We start from the raw sequence: 25,090 nt of genomic DNA, 5'->3' as shown, positions 1-25,090 counted from the left end.
GCAGATTATTATGAATCATATATTATCCTTTGCCTTAACTTGCTTAATAATTCCTCCGATAACAAAAAACATTGAAACAAATGTACATACTGCAAATACAATCATAGTTATATTGCCGTTGATATATTCATTATTCCAGATTTTAAAATTAATTGGATCCAGATTAAACGGCTTATTATCAATAATAACATTCACAATAGGACGCAAAATAAAAATGTTTAATCCAGTTAAAAACGTACATATTGACGCTTTAAACAAACCGTTAATTTTCATGTAGCGTATAGTAAACAAATAGCACCAAGGCAAAATCAATTGAAATATACATATCTCAATAGCTGTCCAAGATTTAGCCGTGAACATACACAGTAAAATTAAAAGAACGGAATCTATCCCCATAGAAATTATAGCATTATGCTTTCTGATACATTCCGGAAAGATATTATCCAGTAATATCAAAGGAACAAATACTACCGCCATTGCAAATGTTACTGACAGAAACGCGGTAAAAAACCAATCGCCCTTTACATAGAAACAGCAATATGCAAGCAGTACGTTCAGTGAGAAATAAAAGCTGCCTATCGTCCATAATCCTTTATGTTTATTAACGATAACGGGTACGTTAAGCAGAGAGAATACCAGCATTTCAGAAAACAGAACAATAAAAAACCACGATAAATTCTGACTGAGACATATATTTACTATAAAGCATGGAACTAACGACAAAATATACGCGGCATATAAAATAATACTGTAGGTTTTTACTACCTTCAAATAGCTGTTAGCGTTTTTTTCAGTTTCTTTCAGACGATAATCATCGCTGGCGGTTAGAAGCTCGTGCTCTGTTACCGATAAGACCTCGCATATTCCCTGAAGCATTGAAATATCAGGATATGAAATTCCTCTCTCCCATTTACTGACGGCCGATTCGGTAACAAAAAGCTTATCCGCCATATCCTTTTGCGATAAGCCCTTTTCTTTCCTCTTCAATTGAATAAACTTTCCGAAGTTTATTTTTTCCTCCATAATGTAATCCTCCTTTTTTACTTTTTATTATGGCATTATTATAACATCAACAATAGAAAATGTAAATAAAACCGTGCCCATTTCTAACTGGATTATCAAGCCACCCGCGTATTTACGGCATTTTTTCTATAATAATAAAAAAATCCACAGATATTTTAATTAATCTGCGGATTTTATTTGATTTCAGATTATTATTTCAACAAGGCAATAAGCACTGAAAAATAATGCAGTACGCTTCCGGCAACGGTAAATAAATGCCACACCGAATGAAACCACTTGATTTTTTTCAATGTATAAAAAATTACGCCCACTGTATAAAATATTCCTCCAAGCAAAAGAAAAACAAGCGAAAGTCCCGGCAATGAATTAAGCATCGGTTTAACTGCAATAATAATAACCCAGCCCATAAGAATATAGCAAACTACCGAAGGCTTACGGAATTTTTCAAGATCTATGGAATTAAGTATAATTCCGATTAGGGCGGAACCCCATACAATACCGAAAAGTATCCAGCCCAATTTTCCTCTGAGAGTAACCAGTGTAAAAGGCGTATATGTTCCGGCGATCAAAAAAAATATCGTATTATGATCCATTACCCTGAAAAATTTTTTTGCTTTTTCGTTTGTTATTGCGTGATAAAGCGTCGACATTGTGTAAAGAATAATCAAAGAAGCCCCGTAAACACATGCGCTTATAACCGACCACGCGTCCGAATAAACCGCGCACAATGCGATCAATACAACTGTGCCGGCTATAGAAAGCAAACCTCCGGCACCATGAGAAACGGCGTTGAAGATTTCTTCACCAAGCGTGTAGCGTTTATTTAATTTTTCACCTGACATTTTATACTCCATTCCAACAGCTTATATTAAGACAAAATAGAACCGTTAGTTTATATCTATAATTCTATATCTAAATTATAAATATGTCAATAGAGTTTAAATATTGTTGTCAGTCTATTATCTGCTCTCTGAAACGGCTATATTTGACGATCTTATGCTTACAGTTCATTTCATCAAAAACTGAATCTTTGAAATACCGCTGTGCAGAACGCTTATATAAAAACTTTTTACCCATATCCGGAAAGTGAAGAGCAACGCGTTTTGTAAACATATAAAGCTTTTCCGTTTCTACTTCAACTTCGACAATATAATAAATATCATTATTTAAATCATCATAAAAACCCATTTTTACACTCCATAATTTTACATTTTTATATCCATAATATTATTTTAGCATATTTTAGTAAAAATTACAATATAATCATGGATTTTTTTACCACGATTTTATAAATAATATTTAAACATTTTTTTCCTTGTCGCATTCTAACGATTTCTGCATAAACTATAATAAGCAGCAAATCAGACCGCGGCTTTGTTCAGTGGCGTTATGCGCCCTCAGAACAGCTGAATGAAATGACGGCCTGAATTTAATGCTTTTAATATAGATTCAGTTACGGCAGTTAATCATGATATCTGCCGTAACTTTTTTGTTTCAGCGCAAGCTCCTCATATTTTTTCTTTGTTGCAAGTCCGCCCCTGATATGACGTTCCTTCTTGTTCTGCTCCAGCACCTTTTTTACCTCAGGATATAGCTGCGGCTGTATTTTAGGCAATCTTTCGCTGACGTCCTTATGAACAGTGCTTTTACTTATTCCGAATTTCTTTGCCGCCGCTCTTACGGTAGATTTATTCTCAATTATGTATTGTCCTAACATTATTGCTCTGTCGTTTGGCTGACCTTTCAATCTTCTCACTCCAATACAGTTTTTGTTAATTTATATGCGGATTTTTTTCATTTTATTATTAACTTGCATTAAAGTGAGAATTAAAAAAAGCGGCTGACAAAGTCAACCGCGTTTGTGTTACTATCCGATATTAACAGCAAAATAATATCTAACAAGAATATTTTCCTTTTTGCTGCCCCAGTTTACACCGACAGATATATAATATTTTCCTTTTTCGCTGCCTGAAAAATATATATTTTCCTGAGATTCTGATATTATATTAAAGCTATCGTCGTATATATCGTATTTTACCGCTCCTGTAAAATTCTTTCGAAACGTCAGCTTTATATCCGGCTTATCGTTATCCGTCACACTTATTTCATATAAATTATCTGCAATCTCCTTTAAATCAATTTGTTCATATTCTGTTTTTCTATTATTTGATAAAGAGCTAACTTTATATCCCTTCAAAGCTGTTTCATTCTCCCCGCATATGAGATAAACATAACCGATATTTTTTTCTATTGGATCTTTTCTTGTTAAGGTCAAAAAAATTCCCAGCACGAACACAAAAGCCGCAGCGGTAAAGCATAATTTTCTTTTCATTCTATCCCTGCTTTTTCAATTCATTTTCAAATTCTGCAAGATAAAATGAAACCAAATCCTTCATCGGCTCACAAAGACTCAAGGCTTCCTTAAGACAACGTATATACGCAATATTCTCATTATTCTCTTTTGCGTTAACAGCAAGCATCATATAATACCCAAACCTATGAAGCTCCGGCAGTACCTCAATATCCTCAGGATTCAAAAGATCCGCATTGTATATATTCATTACATAATCCGCAAGAACCGCAATAAATCTGTCAAACAATATTTTTTTATCTCCGGTATAAAGCTTCTGAGATGATAAAACTGCCGTTTCCAAAGCAGACAGCATCCAGAAAAGCTGTCTGATCGTATCTGAAAACCTTTCCGGCAGACAATATTTGACCGCAACCTCTGCGTAATCGGCATGTCCTTCCGCAATTATCGGAAAATGTGATTTCAATACCGTATGACACATACCCGATATAGCATCCGATAAATCAATATCGTATTTCATGGCAAGATATATTGCCTCGGCATATCCATCCTTCCATGAATCCACAGAGCTTATAAACAAAGTCAACTCGGCGGCTATATCTTTTCCCTCCACGCTGTCTCGCACCAGCCTCATAAGATCAATATATTTACCCTCAACGCCTGAATTAATCAGATCCTCTGCAAATTTTTCACGTTCCAGTTCATGCTTCATATAGTATTCTTCCAGCAGAAATAACATCAAGCCGGTTTTATCATTATCATTCATTAACAAAATATTATGATACAGCTCTGCCGCCTGCTTATAATTCTTGCTTTCATTTAAAAGCTCACGATAATTTGCCAGATAAGTTCTCAGTTCCTGCGCCTGCATTTTATCTATTTCAATTTTATTCATATATTTATGGGCTTCATCAAACCTTTTCAATTTACATAAACAATGTATCATAGATAAAAGCTGCTGATCGTGTTCATATTCATTGCAGCCGCTTAAAACCATCATACGCAGTTCCAACGTATTCAGCTTTCCGTCTTTATATCGGTCATATGCGTCAAAATAATTCTGAAATGATATTACAGCCTTTTCATAATCGTCAGTCTGCTCATAAACTACAGCCTGAAGCAAATAAACGTTCAATATTGCTACGTTATCTTCATTACCCTCTATATCAAAAAACTGCTTGCAAAGCTTTAAAACCTTATTATATTCTTTAACCTTGGAATAAATTCTCATAGCCCTGATAAGTATTGTATTTCTCCAGAAAAAGTTTTCAGGCTTTTTTATAAGTTCAAGCGCTTTTTCAAGATATATGACCTTGTCCCTTGTCTTATCCAAGGCGTCCAGAAGCATTCCGAGCATACGAACATCTTCAGGATTTTCTTCATATTCCTTCAAGATGAGCGGCAGATTTCTTTCATTTCTTTTTCTTATATATTCCGGATCGTTATTCATATATCCGTAATGATGAAAAACAGTACCGAAGTAACCATGCGGTAAAGCGCCGGGGAGATATTCATGTATAGCGCCCTCAAATTTCACGCCGGGTTTAAGCTTTATAAGACGGCTTCCCAAAAAATCATTGGCGGATTTCGTAACATTATCATCATAATTTCTTATGATATAGCTTGCTGAATTATATTTCTCATATAATTCCGGCATCGAAAAAAAGCTAACCATTTCACTGCAATCTTCATCCATATACTCGTCTGCATCAAGAAACATAAACCATTTGCCTTTTGCTTTTTCAAGACCAAAATTTCTTGCCGCGGCAAAATCGTTTATCCATTCAAAATCATAAACCTTATCCGTATATTTTAAAGCAATTTCCTTCGTTCTGTCCGTAGAACCGGTATCAACGATAATTAGCTCGCAGGGAATCTGATTCATAAACCTTTTCAAAGCTGAAAGACAATTGTCAAGGTGCTTTTCCTCATTTTTTACAATCATGCCTATAGATAAAATTATATCATTGCCGGACGATTTATTTATATTAGATTTCATATATTACTCCTTTTTTACATATATGAAAACCTAAGGCGCACGAGCTTTCATATATGTAAACAGTTAGTAATAAACCGCCCTTTTTCAAGAGCGGTTCATTACCGATATTAAGTAAAATTCAATACTCAAAATATGAATTACTGGAGAAGCTGAAGTACGTTCTGAGGCTGTGTATTTGCCTGTGCAAGCATTGCCTGAGCAGCCTGTGTAAGAACGTTGCCTTGTGTATACTTCATCATCTCTTCAGCCATATCTGTATCACGAATACGGCTGTTAGCTGATTCCATATTTTCCTTAGTTGTATCAAGGTTATTGATTGTATAATCAAGTCTGTTCTGTGTAGCTCCAAGCTGTGCTCTCTGAAGCGATACTTCATCGATAGCGTCTCTGAGGCATTCAGCAGCCTTAGAAGCAAAGGCCTGATCGCTGATATTGATTGTAAGACCAGCCTGGTTAGCTGAAGCAACACCTGATGAAGCATTTTGTGTAGCATCAACAACTGTTGAAGCCGTAGCGCCGGCGCCGTTCTTGATTGTAAGATTCTGACCGCCTAAAGCTGAAGAACCATCAGCAGAAATAACAGTCTGAGACTTCATTGAAGAGAAGAGTCTGTCAGTTGTCATTCTCTTGATGTTTACGCAAAGCTTATCAGCCTTATTAGACGTCTCGCCGATTTGGAATGTCATAACCTTACCGGCAGAGTTTTTAGCAGTTCCGTCTTCATTGATGATAGAAACTGTATTCTTGTCAAGAGCACCGTTGAGAAGCTTGTTTCCGTTGAAATTAGCTGTCATAGCAATTCTGTCGATTTCAGCTGAAAGCTGATCCATTTCAGCCTGAAGAGCAGCTCTGTCTGTTCCAGCATTCTGAACGCCGCCGCTTACACCATAAGCTGAACCGCCTGTATTGCCGCTGTCCTCATTAATACCGTTAGCTGATTTTTCAGAAAGCTCAACCATTCTGTTAAGCATGTCGTGAATTTCAGTCATATATCCTTCAGCGGTCTGGATAAGAGAAATACCGTCTTCACAGTTATCTGAAGCAGTACCCAACGCCTTAATCTGAGCCTTCATTTTTTCTGAAATAGCAAGACCTGAAGCGTCGTCGCCTGCACGGTTAATTCTGAAACCGGAAGCCAGCTTTTCAAGAGAACCTGAAACGCCCTTGTTGTTTTTGCCTAAATTTCTGTTGGCGTTAATAGCCATCATATTAGTTCTAACTACCATTCCCATAACAATACCTCCATGTTAAATTAATTCAGAAACTTCCCTGTTTCCGTAAATTTATGAGAAAATTTAACAGCAATTAAATCGCGCAGCCCTTTTCGGGAGGGCCCTTCCTTCAAGGGCTGCCAAACGTTTTGTTGCTTATATTATATATATCGTCCGTTAACCGAAAAAGTAAATGGCAAATATTCCATAACATTTACAAGAATATTTTGTGCATATTGCTTAAAACACTATTGCTTCTTTCAAATTCGGACTCATAATATAAGTCTTATCGTTTTTCCTTGCAATTGAGCATTCCTTCAATTCCATATCAAGGGTATATGAGCTTCCGCAAACGTTCAAATTAATAATAGGGTATATATTACTGCATTTTAAGCTGCACATCTCAGTGTTGCTTTGAATTTTCCGCTTAATTTTTTCTAGCGAGGATTCATATTTCATCTTCTGCATATTCATAATCTGATATTGAAACTTCAGATTTTTCAGAAGTTCCTTGCGTTCGACGTTAACGTTTTCAATATTGCTTTCAAGATATTTTATATCCTGAGCTGTTTTGAAAATATTTTCCTGAACATCGTCAAGATGCGTTTGTATTCGTTTTTCTTCCATGATAAGCTCCGGAACAGCCCCAAGAACGATTTCAGTCCTAAGATTACCGTTAAGGGGCGTACCGATAGAAACTGCTTCAATAGATCTGCCGGCAATCAGCTTACCGCCTGTCACAGAGCCTTTTCTTCCTTTAATTATAATACTATCGTCCGTTGAAAGAGCGCTGTACATAATCTGCTCAGCCTCTATGCCGCCCTTGGCGTATACCCGGCAGTTTTCAAGATAACGGCATTTCAGAATACCCTGTGTTTCAATTACTCCCTTATTGCCGCCTGTCATTCCTCTTTCTATCGTAAGATCGCCTCCGGCAATAACCGTTGCGCCCTCTACTGTACCAAAAATTGTAACGTCACCTTCGGCTTTTACAGAATAGCCTTCTCTGACGTCGCCCTTTATAAGTATATCACCGGTAAAATCAATATTTCCGATTGAATTGTCAACGTCATGATTAATAGTCAACAGATTCTTTACATTAAACTTGTTTCCTTCATACACTACTTCTCCGTCTATATCTGCCAGCAGCTTTGTTTTATCCTCAGATAAAACCGTATTTTTGCCAACGGGAATATGCGGCGGCTTTCCGTCCTTACCTTTAATCGGCTCTCCTGTTACCGATACTCCGTTAACGGAAAGGGTAGGAGGCGTTATTTGGCAGATAACATCTCCCTTATGTATGCTCTGAATCATATTCAATTCTTTATAATTTACATTCCCCTGAATATCTTCCTTAATATTAATCTTATTTCTCGTTTTCGAATAAAGGTTTTTAACTGAACCGTCCTTACCGTTTACCGCTTCTTTACCCTTAGCAATTTCAATTATTTTAAAATAAATCTTATTTTCAGCAATTTTATTTATGACCCCATCTTTAGCTCCGTATCTGACATTCATTTCTTCAAGCTTAAGCCTGATCTGCTCCGACGATACATCAGATCCGCCGTTCAATGGTCCGAAAACGAAAATCCATAATCTAAGCTTATTATTTGTCATATAAAGAAAAGGCTCTGCATTCAAAGGAGTCGAATTCATTCTGCCGCCGTTATCACCACCGGAAGCCGAGGATTTTTCAGCTTTGATACCGTTTAATATTACCTCGGAACGTTTCTGGATCTCCTGTATAAACCTCAAAAGCTCCGTTTCGTTAATATCCAGACCGTTAAACTCTTCTTCGCCGCCCATCTGCTCCTTTGCTCTAATTATAGTCTTTTCAATATATTCAAGAGGCGAAAAGCTTTCGATTAAACCGTTTGAGGAATGATAGATTTTCCACAAATCGTATATCGGAGTTTTTTTCTTTATTGCCAGTCTCGGATTCAATATATATATATTCTTTGATTCATTACTATCCGCAGTCTTTACCGCCTGCTTCTTTCCGGCGTCCTGCTCTGATAAGCCGCCTTCTGAAATTTCTTCCTTTTTATCGGATGTCTCGCGTTTTTTTCTGAACTTTTTAAACAGGCTCATAATATCATCCCACCTTTACAGGCTATTTCTATTGTTAAGAAATTCCCTCTGCTTTTTAAATAGGAACGAACAAAGCAAATCGGCGTCCTCCGATTTACTGTATACAAATTCGCATCCATACTGATATTCTCCGTTTTCAAATCCTATTATTCTCAATATCCTGCATTGAAAGCAGGAATTTTTATTTTTATTAAGATTTAGCTCTATAGATAAAGTATGATTTTCAGAAAAAGTATACGGTGTTTTAAATCTCAGTCCGCTAAGGCTCATATCCATTATTGTAACGTCGGCCTCTGTGGGATACATATCCATAGCGGTTTTTTTAAATACGACTTTTGCCGATATTTCCATGTCCACTCGGAAAAAGTTTCTTCTTTCCTTGTCTACAAGGTTAATTACATTATCAACGCTCATATCGCTTTTAGTCGAGGTATAAACATTGCCCACAAGAACTCTGAATCCATTTTTACCGTTAAATACATTCACCTTAATTGATGTTCCGTAATCTACTATCTGCAATTCCTTTTTTTCATTATTTATCTTAATATATTTTTGAGAGATCTCTTTTATTTTTCCAATAGCTATCAGTTCATTCTCCATAGTTTTTATTTCGCATACAGATCCTTCATAATCCTTTGGCATTGGTAATTCAGCCATAATGAAACCTCCGATTGTTTATTTTTCAGAATTAACTGTTTTTATATCCTTTGAAGCCTTCAGAAGCTGGCAATATATCGCAGCAATAACCTCGTATAATTCAGGAGGAATACTGTTTCCCACTTCAAGCATACACATAAGCGAGGACGCGCTGTCGTCCCTATATACCGGTATTCCGTTCTGCTCTGCTATATCGATTATCTTATTAGCTATATCTCCCGAACCGGAAGCTATAATAACAGGAGCCTTATCAACGTCGGCATTGTATTTTAAAGCTACAGCTTTATTTTTTCGGTTAAATTCTAACATTAATCCCAGTCCTTTTCTGCGGAAGCGTCGGAAAAACCTCAATCAAAGAGCGCGATTTTTCAAGCCTTGAAACTCTTATATCATTAAAACTGTAATCTGAAAAGCTTATACTTTCCTTAAGCTGCGCTGATAGCGAATTGAATTTCTCCTGCATTACCGCAGGACACATAAGCGACAGATCAATTTTCTTGTCCCTTACATAAAGCTCTGTTTCAAATCTTCCGATATCCGGAATATCGAATACCAGAAACATATGAATTGTTCTTTGACGATCTCCGGACTGATTTTTTGAAGATGCGCCGTTATCCTCATCAGGATTTATCCACATTTCTCCAAAGGCCTTAGACTGACCGTCGTCAATCGGCGCTATAAAATGCAGCAAAGGAGTAAAGTTGCTCGGCGATGACAAGAGACTGTGTATAACGCTTTCCACGCTTTCTCCCTTCATTTGCATAACGCTCTCGCTATCGGTCTGTTTTTCAAGGATTTTAATCAGCACGTCAAGAACCCTTGAATTACCGGTTTTTACTCCATGTCCTGAAATACTGTTATAAAGCTTCTGAAGAAATCCGGCTCTTTTAGTATCCTCCGGTATAAACATAAGAAATTCGCTTGCCGCGTCTTTGAGAAAAGATGAATTTGTATTATATCTTGAAAGATTATATGTAACCATAGACGTAAGACAAGAAAGCTTTTTAGAAAACATTATGCTTTTTTCTATATCCTGCATTGCAAGAGCGGTTTCATGCTTTAATACCGGAAATTCCGCGTCCGCGCTTTCAGAACGGAATCTTGCGGAAAGATTTGCAAGTCTGTCGGACAGTTCTTTATTCGGCGACAGCGTTTCAGAAAGATATTTCATAGTTCCTGAAAGAGCCTTGAGCACTTCCTGCTTCGTATTTTCCGAATTAACCGCCTTAAGCACATTAATAACTGCATTTTTCAATTCCGGAGACGGATTTTCCTTTACCATGTTACGCAAAAAATCGAACAATTCACCCTTAAACGCAGTAGACGAATTTTCCTGCCTTATTAGTTCCTCGGGAAGATTTTCCGGTTTAACAGCCAACTGCGAAAATAGCTGTTCGATTTCTTCTGTAACAGGGGCGTTCTGCATAGAAATCAATCCGACGATCTCTTGCAGCATTAGTATATTTTTTATAAAATTAACAGTAACAGACGGATCCTTTAATAAATCCATAAGGATTTCAGGAGCTGTCTGCTTTTCTATATTACCGGTATTTTGTTTTAGCAGCTCTGAATCCGGAAGAGCCTTTACAATTTTTGAAGGATCCTGTAAATCAAAGGGGGCAATATCCGCGTCATGATGCTCACGCAGGGGCTGAACAATATTTTTATTTGTAATAGGCGTTGCCGCCCTTATCATATCAGCCATAATCCCGCCCCCTAAATAACTATCACTGCTTTCTCAGGCTGTTAGCAACCTGTTCTATTTCATCTGCTGTAGAAACTACTCTTGCTGAAAACTGGTAAGCTTTCTGTGAAACGATAACGTCGGCAAACTCCTTTGCCACGTCCACGTTTGAACGCTCAAGCGTCTGTTCAAATATATTATAATCGCCGTCAGCCGCATTTTCAGCGTCTCCTGAAATATCAGTCGGCTGAAAACTTGCATTGTCAAGACGTCTTAAGCCATATGGATTTGAAAAGGTAAACACTCCCAGCCTGTCTGAAAGTCCCTGACTGTTTATAACGTTTGAACCCTGATTATACGGAACTGCAATCCGGTTGTAATTATGGTCAAGAACATAAGCCCCGTCTCCGGAAACAATGTAAGCATTCTCCCCCTCGATACTTAAACCAAAGGAACCGTTTCTGGTATATTCAATTTCACCGCCGCGGTCCAGCGCAAAAAGTCCGTCGCCCTGAATGGCGTAATCAAGCTGATATCCCGTATTATAAAACGCGCCCTGAGTAAACAGCAGATCCTGATTTGACATTTTTACTCCGTGTCCTTTAAGTATCTTTTCATTTTCTCCAAGCTCCCTGTTCTTGTTTATGTCCATATTATTATTAAGAAGCTCTCGAAACTCAGGTTTTGTCGCCTTATAGCCGTATGTATTGCTGTTGGTAAGATTATGCGACGTAATATCAATTGCCGTCTGATGCGCTCTCAGTCCCGACGCACCCGTATAAAAAGCATTATTCATAATTCATATTCCTCTCGTTTCAGGCTATACTGGAAAGAGTAGCAGCCTTAGCGTTCATTGCGTCTACAGTCGAAAGAGCGGTAGCGCATGCCTGAAGATTTCTCTGAGCCTCGATAAGACGAGTATACTCCTGATTCATATCAACGTTTGAACGCTCAAGCGTTTTCTGATAAATATCCGAATCGTCAACAATATTTGCCCTGTCCGTACTGAACATTCCGTTTGGATATTTTTTCAGCTCTGAGCCTTCCGCTACTCTTGTAATAAGTAATTTATCTAAATATTGATTATTTGCGTCGAATACATACCCTTCCTTAGTAACAGTGAAATCCGATCCGCCTATCAGCAGATCTCCGCTTTCGCCCATGACTCTTCCTACACCGTCAAGTACCAGATAACCTTCTTCATCTATGTTAAAGTTTCCGTTTCTGGTCATGTATTGTCTGTTCTCACCGCGTATATTAAAATAGCCCTCTCCTGCTATGGCCATATCAAAGGGACTATCGGTATCTTCAAGAGAAGAAGCGTTGAAATTAGTTTCAACCTCGTCAACAAGAGTCGCCGGATCCCCTTCGCCTATATACTTATACTTGCCGTCCTCATATTTAGTAAGAAAATTATGTTCAAATGTGGACTGCATAACACGCTGGCTTCTATAGCCAACCGTTTGAGAATTAGTCATATTATTACCAATAACATTAATATTCCTCTGCTGCACCAGAATACCGGAAGCAGCGGTATAAAATCCTGCTAACATAATTTTTTCCTTTCAATATCTAAAACAAATAATCCTTAAGACAATCACGCAGCTTTGTAACAGCCCGCGTATTTATTTGCGAAACCCTCTGAACGCTTACTTCCATAACCTTTGATATATCAGAAAGATTCAAATTTTCAAAATAATAAAGAGTTATAACCAGACGCTCGCGTTCTGAAAGGTTTTCTATCGCCTCTTTAAGAACCTTTCTAAGCTCTTCCCTGAGAAGATTACGCTCGGGAGTAATGTCATCCGCTGAACTGTTTTCCAGCGCGCCTCCCATCTGGGAAACATTTTGAATAAGCTCTTCAAAGGAATAAACGGCGGCATTTGATATTTCAGCATTATATTTGCGAAGCTTCTGAATATCAATACCCATCTTGTCCGCTATTTCCTGCTGAGTAGGCTCTCGTCCAAGCATATTCGCAAGCTCGCTTGCAGTCCTGTTAATCTCCTTTGCATTGACTCTTACTCTGCGGGGAATCCAATCCTGTTTTCTTATAAGGTCAATAATTCCCCCTCTGACTCTCATATATGCATATGACTCAAATCTTATTCCCTTTGAAATATCATATCTGTCAATGCAGTCAATCAGAGTAACGATACCCTGATTTATCATATCCTCAACCTGAGCGGTAGTATCAGCTATTCCTCTTAGCTGAAATGCCGATACCTGCGCTATATAGCTGTATGCCATAACAAGCCTGTTTCTTAACGCAATATTACCGCTTGTTTTATATTCATTATAAAGAGCTGCAAATTCCTCATCGGTAAGCTTTTCTTTTTCCGATAAATTAATCATTTTCAGCCCCCTTTTAATATATTATACAGTAAAAACCGATGTTTGACAAGTAATACATTCAAAAAAATCATATTTCAATAGTACCCAAAGCCTGTATCTGTATATTTGTATCTATTTCGTTAAATGAAAGTACGTTGACATTAGGACAGAACTGATCGATCAGCTTTTTAAAATATATCCTGACAATCGGAGATGTAAGTATAACCGGCGAAGGTATTAGATCGCGTATTTTTTCTATCTGTTCAGTCGAAGCGATAACGATTTTCTGTATACTGTCCTGATCAAGCGCAAGATATGAGCCGTTGTCCATTTTCTTGACCGAACCCATAATAAGATTTTCAACCTGAGCGTCCAGACTGATAACTTTAAGCTGACCAGCTTCTGCAAATTTATGAGAGATTGTACGTTTAAGAGACTGACGGACATATTCTGTAAGCATATCTGTATCCTTGATTTTCGGACCGTAATCTCCCAGCGTCTCAAGGATAGTTTCAAGATCTCTGACAGGCACCTGCTCCTGTAAAAGCCGGCACAGCACCTTCTGCAGCTCTCCGACAGTAATTGCCGCCGGAATAGTATCATTGACGATAGCCTCGTTGGCCTTCTTGAGATTTTCAAGCATATTGTTTATTTCTGAACGGTTTAGAAGCTCATATGCATGAGCCTTTATTATCTCTGAAAGATGAGTGATTATCACGGAAACAGGATCTATCAGAGTATAACCCAGCAGCTCCGCTTTAACCTTTTTATCGTCGCTGATCCATTTAGCCTTTATTCCGAACGCCGGCTCTATCGTATCTATGCCGTCAACCGTATCCTCCTCCTCAGACGGAGCGAGCGCAAGAAAATGATCGACCAGAATATCGCCCCGAGCAACCTCCTCGCCCTTTATACATATGGAATACTGATTCGGGTTTATCTGACCGCTGTCCTTAAGCTGAACAGGGGGTATTACAATACCCATTTCCATAGCATACTGTTTTCTGAACATAACTACACGATCGAGAAAATTTCCGCCGCTGTTTTCGTCTACCAGAGGTATAAGACTGTAGCCGAATTCTATTTTAATCTGCTCAACATTTAAAAGCTCATAGAGATTATCAATATTTCTGTAATACTCCGCCTCGCTGGTAATATGCTCTTCGGGCAATTCCTCCTCAGGAGTTTCCGGAACGAGCTGCTTGGCACGTCTTGTAAGCATAACTGAAACTGTAATAAGAATTGCCGACAGCAATATAAGCTGCAGCGGAGGGAAACCGATAAAAATAAGAAAAAGCAAGGCGATTCCGGCAAGAAAAAGCACTCTCGGCTGAGATAGAAACTGCTTCGAAAAATCATCGTTCATATTTGATTCGGAAGCGGAACGAGTTACAATCATACCCGTTGAAACCGATATCAGCAGCGCCGGGATCTGAGACATAAGCCCATCGCCGACGGTGGCGACACTGTATGTACTGATAACGTCGCCGAAGCTTCCGCCGTTTATCAAGCCTATAACTATACCGCCGATCAGGTTGATAAAAGTAACCACAATCGACATTATCGCGTCTCCCTTTACAAACTTAGACGCACCGTCCATAGCTCCATAAAAGCTCGCTTCACGCTGTATGTTTGAACGCCGTAACCTTGCGGTCTGCTCGTCTATAAGCCCTGAACTGAGATCGGCGTCAATTGCCATCTGCTTTCCGGGCATGGCGTCCAGTGTAAAACGCGCGGACACTTCGGCCACACGCTCAGCGCCCTTTGTGATAACAAGAAACTGAACCAAAACTATAATAAGGAATATAACAAGACCTACCACTACGTCGCCGCGTATTACAAACTGACCGAATACCTTTACAACCTCTCCGGCATATCCGTTGTTTGTAAGAATCGAACGGGTAGATGAAATATTAAGACCGAGCCTCAGCATTGTAGTAACAAGAAGCAGAGTAGGAAAAACTGAAAACTCCAGTACTTCCTTTACATACATCGTCATCAGAAGAATAACAAGCGAAAGTCCCAGCTGCATAATGAACATAAAGTCCAAAATTGCCGTCGGCAGCGGTATAATCAAAAGGAATACTACTAAAACGACAAATGCCGCGACTGCATTATTCATTAATTTTAATATTTTCTTCAAGACCTTCTCAAATCCTTTTCCTTTAAGCTGTATACATAAGCGAGAACCTCGGCTACCGCATTATAAAACTCTGACGGAATCTCCCTGTCCAGATCTACCTCGGCATAAAGCGCTCTCGCAAGAGGTTTATTTTCCATTACGACTATATCGTGCTCTTTAGCTATTTCAACTATTTTCAGCGCTAACTGATCCTGACCCTTTGCAATTACTACGGGCGCATTGTTTTTCTCTGTGTCATATTTAAGCGCAACGGCAAAGTGGGTAGGGTTTCTTATTACAACGTCTGCTTCCGGCACTGCCTGCATCATCCTGCGTCTCGACATAGCCTGCTGCTTCTGCTTAATCTGCCCCTTTATTTTCGGATCGCCTTCTGTCATTTTAAATTCTTCCTTAATTTCCTGCTTGGTCATACGAAGATTTTTTTCATAGCTCCAGCGCTGATAAAGATAATCAAAGCCGGCTACAAATGCAAAAGCAATCGAAACCTTTACGATAATATTCCAAAGAACAGAACCGATAGATGAAGTCGCTTCATTTACGGACATGTCTATCATTTTCGGAAGAACATTCAATTCACTTCTAATACATAAATATATAATATAAAAAAGCAGAATTATTTTAAGTATTGATTTTAAAAGCTCTACCATTCCCTTGAGCGAAATCATATTTTTCAGTCCGCTCAATGGATTCATCCTGCTGAATTTCGGCTTAATGGCCTTGAAAGAAACCAGTCCCTTCGTCTGAACAATCGCCGCTGTCACTGCGGCGGCAGCGGCAATCAAAAGCATCGGCAAAGCCGCTTTTGCAAAAACTATACAGCCGCTTATAAAAAGCTGAGTTGTATCTGAAATTTCAAGTGTTTCCTGTGTTCCGGCCAGACTGAAATATGATTTTATCGCATCGGTCAGCGAGCTTTTCACTAAAGGAAAAAGCAGCCGAAATGCAACAAAGGTTACAATTAGGGAAAAGGCTATTATTACTTCCTTACTCTGAAAAATGTTGCCTTCTTTTCTTTGGTCAGAACGCTTTTTCGGAGTGGCTTTCTCGGTTTTTTCTTCCGATGAATCCGGCAAGCCTCATTCCCCCTTTTAATTCAATTTCAGCCGGACGCAGCTTGTAATGCGTCGTGCATATAATCAAACATAATCAATATATAATTATCTATAAAAACTGATATAGGATTCGCCAATACATAAAGAAGAAGTATAGCCAGAAGTATTTTAAACTGGAATTCGATTACGAACACATGTATCTGAGGGATAAGCTTCATAAGTATACCCATAGATATTTCCAGAATAAATTCAACGGCTATAAACGGTATCGCAAGTCTTAAAGCCAAACCGAAAACAGCTCCGAATATATCAACTGCAAATTCCGCCGCTGATAGCAGCGATAATCCGCCGGCTCCAACGGAAAACAAATCATATGAAGACACGGCAAGCTCTATCAGAACAAGATGACTATTGGTTGCAAAAAAATATAAAATAAACAGGAGATTCAATATATTGGCGGTAAACGCCGACTGAATATTCGTTGCCGGATCGAAAATCTTGGCCATCGCAAAGCCGAAATTCATATCCAATATATCTCCCGCCGTTATAAGCATATAATAAAAAACATTGAATACGTATCCGAGAAGAAATCCTATGAAAATTTCCTTTCCGAAGTAAAGAAGAAAATCAATGGCTCCGGAATCATATCCCGCGGGAATAGGTACCATAGGCGTTATCAAAATAGTAACCCCGAATGCAATCGCCGTTCTGAGCGCCGCAGGAATACTATTCCTTGAAAGCAGAGGATTGAACAGAATTATACCTGCCATCCTTGCAAAAACAAGCATATATAAATCAATGTTATTGAGAATTAAACTAAGCTCTCCCAAACCCTTTACCTCAGATTCCGGCAATCATATCAAAGATCTGATTAAAAAATTCCGAAAATGTAGTCATCATCCATGAACCAAGAACGAGAAGCATCACGGCAAGCACCAGAATTTTCGGCACAAACGTAAGCGTCTGCTCATGAATCTGCGTAGCCGCCTGAAATATTGCAATAATAAGCCCTATTACTATACTCACTATCAGCAGCGGGGCGGCGATTTCAAGTCCGACATACATTGCCGAACGGAATATTTGAAGAACTTCTCCCTGATCCATTTACACACACTCCTATCTGAAGCTTATTATCAACGATTCAAACAGCAGATTCCAGCCGTCTACTACAATAAAAAGCATAAGCTTAAACGGAAGGGAAATCGTTGTCGGCGGCAGCATAACCATACCCATTGACATAAGAGTGCTTGACACTATAAGGTCTATGAGAAGGAACGGTATGTAAAGCAGAAATCCGATAAGAAACGCTCTTTTAAGCTCGCTGGTTATAAACGACGGCACAACGACAGCCAGACTAAGATTCTGAAGATCCTCCTGACTGGTATATTCCGACGAATCAATAATTCCGCGGCTGTCGGCAAGGCTCATAAACATATCAAGATCCGCCTCGTAAACCTGCTTGAGCATAAATGTTTTAAGCGGTCTGGAGCCCTCGGCTATTGCCTCCTCCATAGTAATTTCTCCCGATTTATACGGATCGTAAGCATCTTGCTTTATTTCCTTTAAAACAGGAAACATTATAAATAATGAAAGAAACAAAGCCAGTCCTATTAGCACCTGATTAGGAGGTGAAGTCTGTGTACCAATAGCGTTTCTTAAAAATGAAAGAGCGATAATAATCCTGACAAAGGATGTCATCATTAATAAAAACGACGGTATCAGCGCCAGAAACGCCAGCAAAAAAAGTATATCAAGTACACTTGAATTTTCGTCCGCTTCACCGGAACTAATATCAAGCGTAATTGAAGACTCCGCCGATACAGAAGCGGCAAGGAAACTAAAGGAAACTATAACAACCGCAAGGCAGATAATAAAGCAGATAATATATTTTAAAAGCTTTTTCTTTGCAGCTTTATTTCTTATCACTGCCGCCATTCTCATTCTCCTCTTTGTTACTGTTTTTTCTGCCGAAATTATTTTCCAGCACCTTTTTAAACGCCGTTTTAAAATCCATGGTTTGAGGCTGCAAGACATCGCCGTCGCATAAGAACTCGTTGCTGTCAAGCTCGCTTATAAGATTTATATCCTGCCCCGAGCCTATAAGAAAGGTTTTGCCTCCGGTCTGAACGATTAAGATAGTTTTGCCCTGTCCGACAGAAACGCTGTCTAATATTTTGATTTTTTTACTGCCGCCTCCCCTAACGGAAAAGCGTTTTCCCAAAAGCTTCGTAGCAGCATAGGCCAAATAAAGAATTACAGCAATCGCAAGCAGCGTGCCAAATACAACGCCGATCTGGCCTATTATTGATTTACCTTCCACAAAAATTCTCCAAGTCTTAAAAAACTATTTTATTCCTTTGACACAAACCCATTGTTTCCTACAATTTCAGTTATTCTGACGCCGAAATTATCGTCGATAACCACAACGTCTCCCCTGGCGATTAGCTGACCGTTCACAACAATATCCACCGGAGCTCCGGCCTGCTTTTCCAGGTCAATAACCGTGCCCTGCGTAAACTCCATAATGTCGCGCATTTTCCTGCGTGTTTTACCAATCTCAACTGTTACGCTAAGAGGAACGTCCATAAGCAAATCCATATTTCCCTGAAGAAGCGATATACCGCCTATGCTGCCTTGATTTGAAAAATTCGGGAATTGCGCGGACTGTACACTGATGGAATCCTTTACCACAGAAACCGGCTTTCCCGCCTTTCTCGCTTCCGCGACCGCCTTCAGATCCATTGGATTGTTTCCTCCGGCAATAGCATTGAGAAACATACTTTCATCCTCGTTTTCCGGTATCATATTAAGCTTTCCGGAAGTAAAATTAAAGGTGTCATAATCTACTTCTATATTAAAACTGCCGCTTAATTCGTCCCCTACGGAAAACTTACTTATTATGCTATAAACCTTAACGTCGGAGCCGCATCCAAATATCTCAGCTATTTCGTCGCATTCCTCGGAAAGATCATAAATATTTTCCGCCTCTATTTTAACCTCCGCCCCGAAAAAACTGGTAAGAGACCCGGAAAAAGCAGAAGCCATCTGCCCCACCAGTTCCTTAAAGGTTCCCATGGAAATTTCGTCTATATCGTCGTCGGAATCCTCATTATCGTCGTCAGAATTCATAAGAATATTCAGAATACCTTTAGCATAGTTATTCTGAATAACAATCGCCGTCTTTCCGTTTAACGCTCCTGATAAATTAAGAGCTACTACTACTCCCGCTTCAACGCCAAAGGATTCAAGTCCGTCTATTTTTTCAGATACGATTTCCTCAGCTTTCAATTCAACATCGTTATTCAAAAGCTTAGATAAAATTTCAGAAGAGGAATTAAGTCCTATCGTCAGCAGTTCTTCAAATCCTTCAAGTATAGAATCCTCAATTTTAGCATTGTTTTTCATTTATTAACTCCCTTCAAAGCTCATATATTATTAAATTCATTTATATCCGCATCTTTAGCAATATCGCAGATTTTAACCGATTTCTTTATTTTCCTGTCGCCCAGCTTAGCGGTAAACTTAGGCTCGCCCTCAACTGTCAGAATAATATTTTCATCTATTTTTCGTTTAAGCGGAATAACATCGGAAACCTCCAGACTGATAATATCATGCATATCCAGCATAATATTATCAAGAACCGCCGTAAGCTCCATAGTTGAGTCTCTCAGTGAATTTCCAATTGCCTCACGTCTTAAGTTTTCCTTCTCATCTTCCTGCTTAACAGTATTTTTGGAGAATTTTGAAAGAGTAGTTCTTAAAATCTCATCAAGATTTATAGACGGAATACAAAAGCTGAATTTATCTACTATATCGCGAATTTTTATTTGAAATGACAAAACTATTACCGAATCGTCCAGCGAAATAAACTGTGCGAGTCTTGGGTTTGTTTCATTTCCTGAAAGCTCGCATTTTACGTTGACCAGACTTTTCCATGATTCTGCAAAGTACTGCGTTAGCTTTCCGTAGAAGTTTTCGAGAATTGCGATTTCTATTTCAGTATACCCCCTGTTCAGCTTATATCCGTGTCCGTCGCCTCCTAAGAGAATATCGATAAGAAAAAAGTTAACAGAGGACGGAAAATGTATTATAGCTGTACAGTCGTTAAGATTCTGATCGTCTACGCTCATATTGATAAGTCCGATAAAAGTCTTATCCGGAAGCATATTGAGATATTCCATATAACGGCATTCTTCCATTTTAAGCATATCAATTTCACAAAATGCTCTTAGCATACTTGATATATTAGACGCAAATATCCTTATAATATTTTCATTTACAGTATTAAGACCTCTTAAATGCTCCTTTGTGAATTTTTTAGGCTTTTTAAAATCATAATCCTTTATTCTTTTATCCTCGCCGCCGTCTGAGCTTAAAGGAAAATTATAATATTGAGCCGCATCTAAATTTCCGGATTTTTGTTTACTGGTATTTCTGCTCATTAGCTTACTCCCTGACTGATAAAATTAATCGCCTGAAATATTCTCGATATCGGCTACGCCGGTATCAAACGAGGCGCCGAGAATTCTAAGTAATTCACCGCTTTTAGCAAGATCGCTGTTTTTTCCTATAATAACAATTTCAACACGCCTGTTTTTGCTTCTTCCCTCTTCATTCTCGTTGGTAGCAATGGGATAATCTCCCGATAAGCCTATGGGATAGAGCTTTGTAGACGGTATTTCATATTTATTTTCAAGGTAATTTGAAATAGTGCTGGCACGGTCTGACGAAAGCAGGCGCGAATCGACTACAGATGTAGGACTTATAGCCGTATGTCCCTTAATTATAATCAAAGCTATATCAGGCTCAACCTTTTGCAGGCACTCGCCCAGAAATTCCATGACTTCATAGCTGTCGTCCCGCAATACAGCCTCGTCAGGCATAAACAATACGTTATTATTGAACTGAATATATATGTTCTTAGATTTGTCGCCGTCTTGGCTGTAAGGCTTTTCAGTTGAATCCGAGGAGTCGGAACCCGTCCCCTGCTTGCTGTCGTCCCCCTGCTTCACGCTTATACTTTCCTGCATATTGTGATCTTCAACATACTGCTGAATATTAATAAAAAGCTCGTCCAATTCGGAATTGACAAGACTGTTTTGCTGAGGTCCCATCGTACCCGCATTTCCGGTATTCTGAAACGGCTCCGTTCCGTCGGACTGAGACGAATATCCGAAAACAATTTGATCGACAACCTCGTCGCCGTGTATATTGAACGCGCGGACAAGCATAGCCCATTTATCCTCCTGTACGGACGACATACTGTAAAGCATAACAAAGAATGTCAGCAGAAGAGTAACCATATCGCCGTATGTATCCATCCAGTTTCCGCCGCTTTCGTCATTATTCTTCTTTGCCATACCGTTTTCCCCCTGTTAATTTGTATTATTTAGAGTTTTTAAGATCACCCTTCAATGAATATGCCGGAAGAAGTCTTGTAAGCTTTTCCTGAATAAAGTTGGGATTATCTCCGTCCTGAATAGCCTGAACGCCCTCGCTGATAATCATTTTGCAAAGATACTCTTCTTCGTGCCTTGCCTTAAGCTTATTTGCAATAGGCTTGAAAATAAGATTTGCCAGTATAACTCCATAGAAAGTAGTAACAAGAGCTACCGCCATATTTTTAGTAAGGGTAGCCGTGTCCTCAAGGTTGGCCAAAAGGTTAATAAGTCCGATAAGCGTGCCTATCATACCAAACGCAGGCGCATATTCCGAGCCCTTATAATAAAACGCGGTATCCTGCACATGACGTTCTTCCAAATATTCAAGCTCTCTGTTGAGAAGCGATCTCACCTTTTCCGGCTCAATTGAATCTACAACAAGCAAAATAGAATTTTTAAGAAACTTGTCCTTTGTTTCCGAAAGCTTATCCTCAAGCGCAAGCAGACCGTTAATTCTTGCCTCCTTAGCAAAATAAACAATCTGTTCTATATATTGCTGCGGATTGTATTTTTTAGGAAAGAAAATAATTTTCAGGTGCTTCGGAATTTTTGCAAAAGCTTTAAGAGGAAACGAAACCATAAGAGCGGCAATAGTTCCGCCGAAAACTATCATTATTGAAGGCAGATCAAAAAAACCCTGAAGCTGTGCCGGTACTAATTCAAATGCTCCGTCAGGCGTTTCTCCCATAAGTATTGATATAATAATACATCCAAAGCCAACTATCAACCCGAGAAATGATAAAAAATCCATAATTATACGTCCCTTTCTAATATGGAGTCATTAATATATAAAATATGAAAAGGCTTTACTTATTTCTTTTCATACATTGTTATCATATTTAAAACAGTTTCCATCGGCTCTTCTACTATATATACATTTCCGTTGGAAAGCTTAATCGTAGTATCAGGATTCTCCTGAATTGTTTCAATAAGGCGGTTATTTAAGGCAAATTTCTGCCCGTTGAGTTTTGTTAGAATAATCATATCAGTCATTAACGGAATATCCGTTTTCTCCTTTATATTTATTTACAATTCCGGACGATATAATCGTCCGGAATTGTAAAATCAAATTACCTCTTTAAATTAATCAGTTCCTCAAGCATAGTATCAGATACTGTTATAAGCCTTGAACACGCCTGAAAGCCTCTTTGAGTCGTTATCATATCCGCCATTTCATGAGCAAGATCTACATTTGAAGTTTCAAGCGTTCCGCCGAGAATATCTCCGGTTCCGTCCGTTCCGGCAACGGCGAGTATAGGCTGACCCGAATTCTGAGACTCGGCAAAATAAGTATCTCCTACCTGGCTTAATCCCGCAGGGTTCGCAAACGTTGCAAGGTCTATTCTTCCTATTTCCATAAGACCGAACGTAGGATGAGTAGCTGAAATAATGCCCTTGTCGTCAATAGCTATTCCGGTAAGATCGGCAACAGTCTGTTCTCCTCCCTCCGTTCCTCCTGAAAGCATAAAGTTTCCCTGTCCGAGTCCAAGATTTGCCGAAGGCTCGCTGGGAGTAAGATTTGCAGTGCCTGTCATAGAATCAATGCCGTACGTTTTTACTGTATCAAGATTAGGATAAGACAGAACAAATGAATCTGTAGAGGAGCCGTTATTCTTCATAACGACAGTACCTGCCTTAGACATCTGTTCAGCAGTAATAGTTGCAGTATAAGCGCCCATTGTGATAGTAAAGCTGTCGTCGTTGTTAAGCACAAAGCTTACGCTGGCGGCGCCCTGTCCGCTGAATTCGTCTCCTACGGACTTTATACTGAAATACTGCGATATATTATCAGGAAGAGATATGGTACCCGATTTTACTCCGAAATCAGGATTAACGATTTCCGCGCCGGTAAGCGAGCCGGAAAATGCTGAAGGATCGCTCATATTAATTGTAAAATCTCCCGCCTGGTGCTTCTGACCGCCGTTAGCCGCCGTTATCGCATTATTCATTTCAAGATTAAGCTCTGCAAGACTGCTGAACGATTCGTTGGAATTAAGCGTTACAACGATTGAAGAGCTTGTTATTACTGCGGAAGCTTTTTGGCCCAAAGGCATATTTGAGCTTGAGGCAAAGACTATATTTACATTGCCGTATTCGTTTTCATTGGAAGCGTTTATTGTATAAATATTGCCGTTGATCGTATCAGAGGTCTGAGCCGCCGCAGCGCTTTCATAAGGCAGCGAAATCTTGATCTTATTAGAGGAAGCCGGCTTACCGGTCGGATCCCCCGAAACGCCGAGAACAAAATTTCCGTTCACGTCGACAACATTTCCTTCTGCGTCAATATCAAGCATACCGGCTTTCGTATAAAAAATATTTCCGTCGGCGTCCATTACCTGAAGATACCCCTCACCCGCAATAGCTACGTCAAGAGTATATCCGGTAGTGGACATTACAGACTGCGAATGATTTACGTCAACGCTTCCAAGCTTTGCACCGTAACCTATCTGCGTCGGATTAGTACCTCCGCTTGTAGCGGTAGCGGCAGAAGCCGAGGAACTGGTCTGATAATAAACGTCCCTGAACGTTGCTCTTGAAGATTTATATCCGTATGTGCTTACGTTTGAAATATTGTTACCAATTACGTCCATCTTTGATTGATGCGTAACCATACCGGCAACGCCTGAATATAACGATCTAACCATGATTCAAAAATCCTCCCTTTACATACGGGACCATAGCATGCGCCTTCAGTCGGTCGGGCGCACAAAGCTTCCTTTAAAGGTCCGGCTTTATATAACTACGGTTCCGTCTATGTTTGTAAATACGTTTCCGGTCATTTCTTCCTTATTGACCGTAGTAATTACAGTATTGTTTTTCACACTTACTATAAACGCGGCATTATCCAGCAATATCAGGGTATCGTCAAGTCCTTTTTCACCCGCCAGCTTAACGCCCTCGTTAAGTCTTTCAATGTTTTCATCCGATAAATCAATATTTCGCTCCATAACGCGGTTCATCGCGTGCCTGGAAAAATTCACACCGCTGGAGCTGTCCAGTTTATCCTGTAAAATCGCCTTAAAGCTTCTTACCGAAACAGAATCGGCAACATCCTGCGGGGATTTATGCGGAATACCTGTCGTTATCGGCGTAGATATTCTTTTTAAATCAATTTGATTCATAGCTAACAGACTCCTTTCCATT

27 protein-coding genes are annotated in these 25,090 nt (G+C 39.2%); all 27 read right to left on the bottom strand.

Annotation, left to right across the window (positions count from 1 at the left end):
* Positions 1-15: 15 nt before the first annotated feature.
* Entirely contained in the window at positions 16-1,023 is a 1,008-nt protein-coding gene (locus ACYQ0N_RS03105; RefSeq protein WP_177532147.1) for a helix-turn-helix domain-containing protein, read from the bottom strand.
* 191 nt (positions 1,024-1,214) lie between these two features.
* Positions 1,215-1,865 carry a PAQR family membrane homeostasis protein TrhA gene (gene trhA, locus ACYQ0N_RS03100; RefSeq protein ID WP_460161831.1) on the bottom strand — a complete coding sequence of 217 codons (651 nt, stop codon included), beginning with the start codon at positions 1,863-1,865 and terminating at the stop codon, positions 1,215-1,217.
* A 109-nt stretch (positions 1,866-1,974) separates the two neighbouring features.
* Complete coding sequence (locus ACYQ0N_RS03095; protein WP_177532149.1) at positions 1,975-2,211, bottom strand: hypothetical protein; 237 nt, start codon at positions 2,209-2,211, stop codon at positions 1,975-1,977.
* 274 nt (positions 2,212-2,485) lie between these two features.
* The gene (gene spoIIID / locus ACYQ0N_RS03090) at positions 2,486-2,770 is read right to left on the bottom strand and encodes a sporulation transcriptional regulator SpoIIID (RefSeq protein WP_177532150.1); all 285 of its coding nucleotides are present in this window, start codon (positions 2,768-2,770) and stop codon (positions 2,486-2,488) included.
* A 120-nt stretch (positions 2,771-2,890) separates the two neighbouring features.
* Positions 2,891-3,355: a hypothetical protein gene (locus ACYQ0N_RS03085; protein WP_177532151.1), complete on the bottom strand. Its 465-nt coding sequence runs from the start codon at positions 3,353-3,355 to the stop codon at positions 2,891-2,893.
* Between the two features lies 1 nt (position 3,356).
* A complete protein-coding gene (locus tag ACYQ0N_RS03080; RefSeq protein ID WP_460161830.1) occupies positions 3,357-5,333 on the bottom strand; it encodes a tetratricopeptide repeat-containing glycosyltransferase family 2 protein in 1,977 nt (658 codons plus the stop codon).
* Positions 5,334-5,470: 137 nt separating this feature from the next.
* Positions 5,471-6,565 carry a flagellin N-terminal helical domain-containing protein gene (locus ACYQ0N_RS03075; RefSeq protein ID WP_460161829.1) on the bottom strand — a complete coding sequence of 365 codons (1,095 nt, stop codon included), beginning with the start codon at positions 6,563-6,565 and terminating at the stop codon, positions 5,471-5,473.
* Positions 6,566-6,784: 219 nt separating this feature from the next.
* Positions 6,785-8,635, bottom strand: a complete 1,851-nt coding sequence (locus tag ACYQ0N_RS03070) for a DUF342 domain-containing protein (protein ID WP_460161828.1) — start codon at positions 8,633-8,635, stop codon at positions 6,785-6,787.
* Between the two features lie 15 nt (positions 8,636-8,650).
* Positions 8,651-9,292 carry a PilZ domain-containing protein gene (locus tag ACYQ0N_RS03065; RefSeq protein ID WP_177532154.1) on the bottom strand — a complete coding sequence of 214 codons (642 nt, stop codon included), beginning with the start codon at positions 9,290-9,292 and terminating at the stop codon, positions 8,651-8,653.
* An 18-nt stretch (positions 9,293-9,310) separates the two neighbouring features.
* Complete coding sequence (locus ACYQ0N_RS03060; RefSeq protein ID WP_177532155.1) at positions 9,311-9,601, bottom strand: EscU/YscU/HrcU family type III secretion system export apparatus switch protein; 291 nt, start codon at positions 9,599-9,601, stop codon at positions 9,311-9,313.
* Positions 9,588-10,997, bottom strand: coding sequence for a hypothetical protein (locus ACYQ0N_RS03055; RefSeq protein WP_177532156.1), 1,410 nt, complete (start codon positions 10,995-10,997; stop codon positions 9,588-9,590). Before ACYQ0N_RS03055 ends, ACYQ0N_RS03060 begins: the two co-directional genes overlap by 14 nt.
* 22 nt (positions 10,998-11,019) lie before the next feature.
* Positions 11,020-11,772 carry a flagellar hook-basal body protein gene (locus ACYQ0N_RS03050; RefSeq protein WP_460161827.1) on the bottom strand — a complete coding sequence of 251 codons (753 nt, stop codon included), beginning with the start codon at positions 11,770-11,772 and terminating at the stop codon, positions 11,020-11,022.
* 19 nt (positions 11,773-11,791) lie between these two features.
* A complete protein-coding gene (locus tag ACYQ0N_RS03045; protein WP_460161826.1) occupies positions 11,792-12,529 on the bottom strand; it encodes a flagellar hook-basal body protein in 738 nt (245 codons plus the stop codon).
* Positions 12,530-12,548: 19 nt separating this feature from the next.
* Positions 12,549-13,331 carry a sigma-70 family RNA polymerase sigma factor gene (locus ACYQ0N_RS03040; protein ID WP_177532159.1) on the bottom strand — a complete coding sequence of 261 codons (783 nt, stop codon included), beginning with the start codon at positions 13,329-13,331 and terminating at the stop codon, positions 12,549-12,551.
* A 67-nt stretch (positions 13,332-13,398) separates the two neighbouring features.
* Complete coding sequence (flhA, locus tag ACYQ0N_RS03035) at positions 13,399-15,453, bottom strand: flagellar biosynthesis protein FlhA (RefSeq protein ID WP_460161825.1); 2,055 nt, start codon at positions 15,451-15,453, stop codon at positions 13,399-13,401.
* A complete protein-coding gene (gene flhB / locus ACYQ0N_RS03030; RefSeq protein WP_460161824.1) occupies positions 15,450-16,526 on the bottom strand; it encodes a flagellar biosynthesis protein FlhB in 1,077 nt (358 codons plus the stop codon). The genes flhA and flhB overlap by 4 nt, the downstream gene beginning before the upstream one ends.
* A gap of 26 nt (positions 16,527-16,552) precedes the next feature.
* The gene (locus tag ACYQ0N_RS03025) at positions 16,553-17,335 is read right to left on the bottom strand and encodes a flagellar biosynthetic protein FliR (protein ID WP_460161823.1); all 783 of its coding nucleotides are present in this window, start codon (positions 17,333-17,335) and stop codon (positions 16,553-16,555) included.
* 10 nt (positions 17,336-17,345) lie between these two features.
* Complete coding sequence (fliQ, locus tag ACYQ0N_RS03020; protein ID WP_177532161.1) at positions 17,346-17,609, bottom strand: flagellar biosynthesis protein FliQ; 264 nt, start codon at positions 17,607-17,609, stop codon at positions 17,346-17,348.
* Between the two features lie 12 nt (positions 17,610-17,621).
* Positions 17,622-18,440, bottom strand: coding sequence for a flagellar type III secretion system pore protein FliP (fliP, locus tag ACYQ0N_RS03015; RefSeq protein ID WP_177532162.1), 819 nt, complete (start codon positions 18,438-18,440; stop codon positions 17,622-17,624).
* Positions 18,418-18,825, bottom strand: a complete 408-nt coding sequence (locus tag ACYQ0N_RS03010) for a FliO/MopB family protein (protein WP_460161822.1) — start codon at positions 18,823-18,825, stop codon at positions 18,418-18,420. The genes fliP and ACYQ0N_RS03010 overlap by 23 nt, the downstream gene beginning before the upstream one ends.
* Positions 18,826-18,854: 29 nt before the next feature.
* Positions 18,855-19,910: a flagellar motor switch protein FliN gene (gene fliN / locus ACYQ0N_RS03005; RefSeq protein ID WP_460161821.1), complete on the bottom strand. Its 1,056-nt coding sequence runs from the start codon at positions 19,908-19,910 to the stop codon at positions 18,855-18,857.
* Positions 19,911-19,930: 20 nt separating this feature from the next.
* Positions 19,931-20,947, bottom strand: a complete 1,017-nt coding sequence (locus ACYQ0N_RS03000) for a flagellar motor switch protein FliM (RefSeq protein ID WP_177532165.1) — start codon at positions 20,945-20,947, stop codon at positions 19,931-19,933.
* 24 nt (positions 20,948-20,971) lie between these two features.
* Entirely contained in the window at positions 20,972-21,865 is an 894-nt protein-coding gene (locus ACYQ0N_RS02995; RefSeq protein ID WP_177532166.1) for a flagellar motor protein MotB, read from the bottom strand.
* A gap of 25 nt (positions 21,866-21,890) precedes the next feature.
* The gene (locus ACYQ0N_RS02990; RefSeq protein ID WP_460161820.1) at positions 21,891-22,697 is read right to left on the bottom strand and encodes a motility protein A; all 807 of its coding nucleotides are present in this window, start codon (positions 22,695-22,697) and stop codon (positions 21,891-21,893) included.
* Between the two features lie 59 nt (positions 22,698-22,756).
* Positions 22,757-22,939 (bottom strand): flagellar FlbD family protein, encoded by a 183-nt coding sequence (locus tag ACYQ0N_RS02985; RefSeq protein WP_460161819.1) that lies wholly within the window; start codon positions 22,937-22,939, stop codon positions 22,757-22,759.
* Between the two features lie 77 nt (positions 22,940-23,016).
* Positions 23,017-24,591 carry a flagellar hook-basal body complex protein gene (locus ACYQ0N_RS02980; RefSeq protein ID WP_177532167.1) on the bottom strand — a complete coding sequence of 525 codons (1,575 nt, stop codon included), beginning with the start codon at positions 24,589-24,591 and terminating at the stop codon, positions 23,017-23,019.
* An 87-nt stretch (positions 24,592-24,678) separates the two neighbouring features.
* A complete protein-coding gene (locus ACYQ0N_RS02975; protein ID WP_177532168.1) occupies positions 24,679-25,068 on the bottom strand; it encodes a TIGR02530 family flagellar biosynthesis protein in 390 nt (129 codons plus the stop codon).
* Positions 25,069-25,090 lie beyond the last annotated feature (22 nt).

The sequence above is a fragment of the Ruminococcus sporogenes genome, from assembly GCF_054655175.1.
The sequence above is the reverse complement of the archived record's forward strand: the minus strand, read 5'-3'. Positions and strand labels throughout refer to the sequence as shown.

What these genes read in the sequence shown, in the direction of transcription:
- ACYQ0N_RS03045 (WP_460161826.1), bottom strand. Translation starts at nt 12,529, where the DNA reads ATGTTAGCAGGATTTTATACCGCTGCTTCCGGTATTCTGGTGCAGCAG.
- ACYQ0N_RS03040 (WP_177532159.1), bottom strand. Translation starts at nt 13,331, where the DNA reads ATGATTAATTTATCGGAAAAAGAAAAGCTTACCGATGAGGAATTTGCA.
- ACYQ0N_RS02995 (WP_177532166.1), bottom strand. Translation starts at nt 21,865, where the DNA reads ATGGCAAAGAAGAATAATGACGAAAGCGGCGGAAACTGGATGGATACA.
- ACYQ0N_RS02985 (WP_460161819.1), bottom strand. Translation starts at nt 22,939, where the DNA reads ATGACTGATATGATTATTCTAACAAAACTCAACGGGCAGAAATTTGCC.
- ACYQ0N_RS03080 (WP_460161830.1), bottom strand. Translation starts at nt 5,333, where the DNA reads ATGAAATCTAATATAAATAAATCGTCCGGCAATGATATAATTTTATCT.
- ACYQ0N_RS02980 (WP_177532167.1), bottom strand. Translation starts at nt 24,591, where the DNA reads ATGGTTAGATCGTTATATTCAGGCGTTGCCGGTATGGTTACGCATCAA.
- ACYQ0N_RS03075 (WP_460161829.1), bottom strand. Translation starts at nt 6,565, where the DNA reads ATGGGAATGGTAGTTAGAACTAATATGATGGCTATTAACGCCAACAGA.
- ACYQ0N_RS02975 (WP_177532168.1), bottom strand. Translation starts at nt 25,068, where the DNA reads ATGAATCAAATTGATTTAAAAAGAATATCTACGCCGATAACGACAGGT.
- ACYQ0N_RS03060 (WP_177532155.1), bottom strand. Translation starts at nt 9,601, where the DNA reads ATGTTAGAATTTAACCGAAAAAATAAAGCTGTAGCTTTAAAATACAAT.
- fliN (WP_460161821.1), bottom strand. Translation starts at nt 19,910, where the DNA reads ATGAAAAACAATGCTAAAATTGAGGATTCTATACTTGAAGGATTTGAA.
- fliP (WP_177532162.1), bottom strand. Translation starts at nt 18,440, where the DNA reads ATGGCGGCAGTGATAAGAAATAAAGCTGCAAAGAAAAAGCTTTTAAAA.
- ACYQ0N_RS03105 (WP_177532147.1), bottom strand. Translation starts at nt 1,023, where the DNA reads ATGGAGGAAAAAATAAACTTCGGAAAGTTTATTCAATTGAAGAGGAAA.
- ACYQ0N_RS03070 (WP_460161828.1), bottom strand. Translation starts at nt 8,635, where the DNA reads ATGAGCCTGTTTAAAAAGTTCAGAAAAAAACGCGAGACATCCGATAAA.
- fliQ (WP_177532161.1), bottom strand. Translation starts at nt 17,609, where the DNA reads ATGGATCAGGGAGAAGTTCTTCAAATATTCCGTTCGGCAATGTATGTC.
- ACYQ0N_RS03095 (WP_177532149.1), bottom strand. Translation starts at nt 2,211, where the DNA reads ATGGGTTTTTATGATGATTTAAATAATGATATTTATTATATTGTCGAA.
- ACYQ0N_RS03055 (WP_177532156.1), bottom strand. Translation starts at nt 10,997, where the DNA reads ATGGCTGATATGATAAGGGCGGCAACGCCTATTACAAATAAAAATATT.
- ACYQ0N_RS03085 (WP_177532151.1), bottom strand. Translation starts at nt 3,355, where the DNA reads ATGAAAAGAAAATTATGCTTTACCGCTGCGGCTTTTGTGTTCGTGCTG.
- ACYQ0N_RS03065 (WP_177532154.1), bottom strand. Translation starts at nt 9,292, where the DNA reads ATGGCTGAATTACCAATGCCAAAGGATTATGAAGGATCTGTATGCGAA.
- ACYQ0N_RS02990 (WP_460161820.1), bottom strand. Translation starts at nt 22,697, where the DNA reads ATGGATTTTTTATCATTTCTCGGGTTGATAGTTGGCTTTGGATGTATT.
- ACYQ0N_RS03050 (WP_460161827.1), bottom strand. Translation starts at nt 11,772, where the DNA reads ATGAATAATGCTTTTTATACGGGTGCGTCGGGACTGAGAGCGCATCAG.
- trhA (WP_460161831.1), bottom strand. Translation starts at nt 1,865, where the DNA reads ATGTCAGGTGAAAAATTAAATAAACGCTACACGCTTGGTGAAGAAATC.
- ACYQ0N_RS03000 (WP_177532165.1), bottom strand. Translation starts at nt 20,947, where the DNA reads ATGAGCAGAAATACCAGTAAACAAAAATCCGGAAATTTAGATGCGGCT.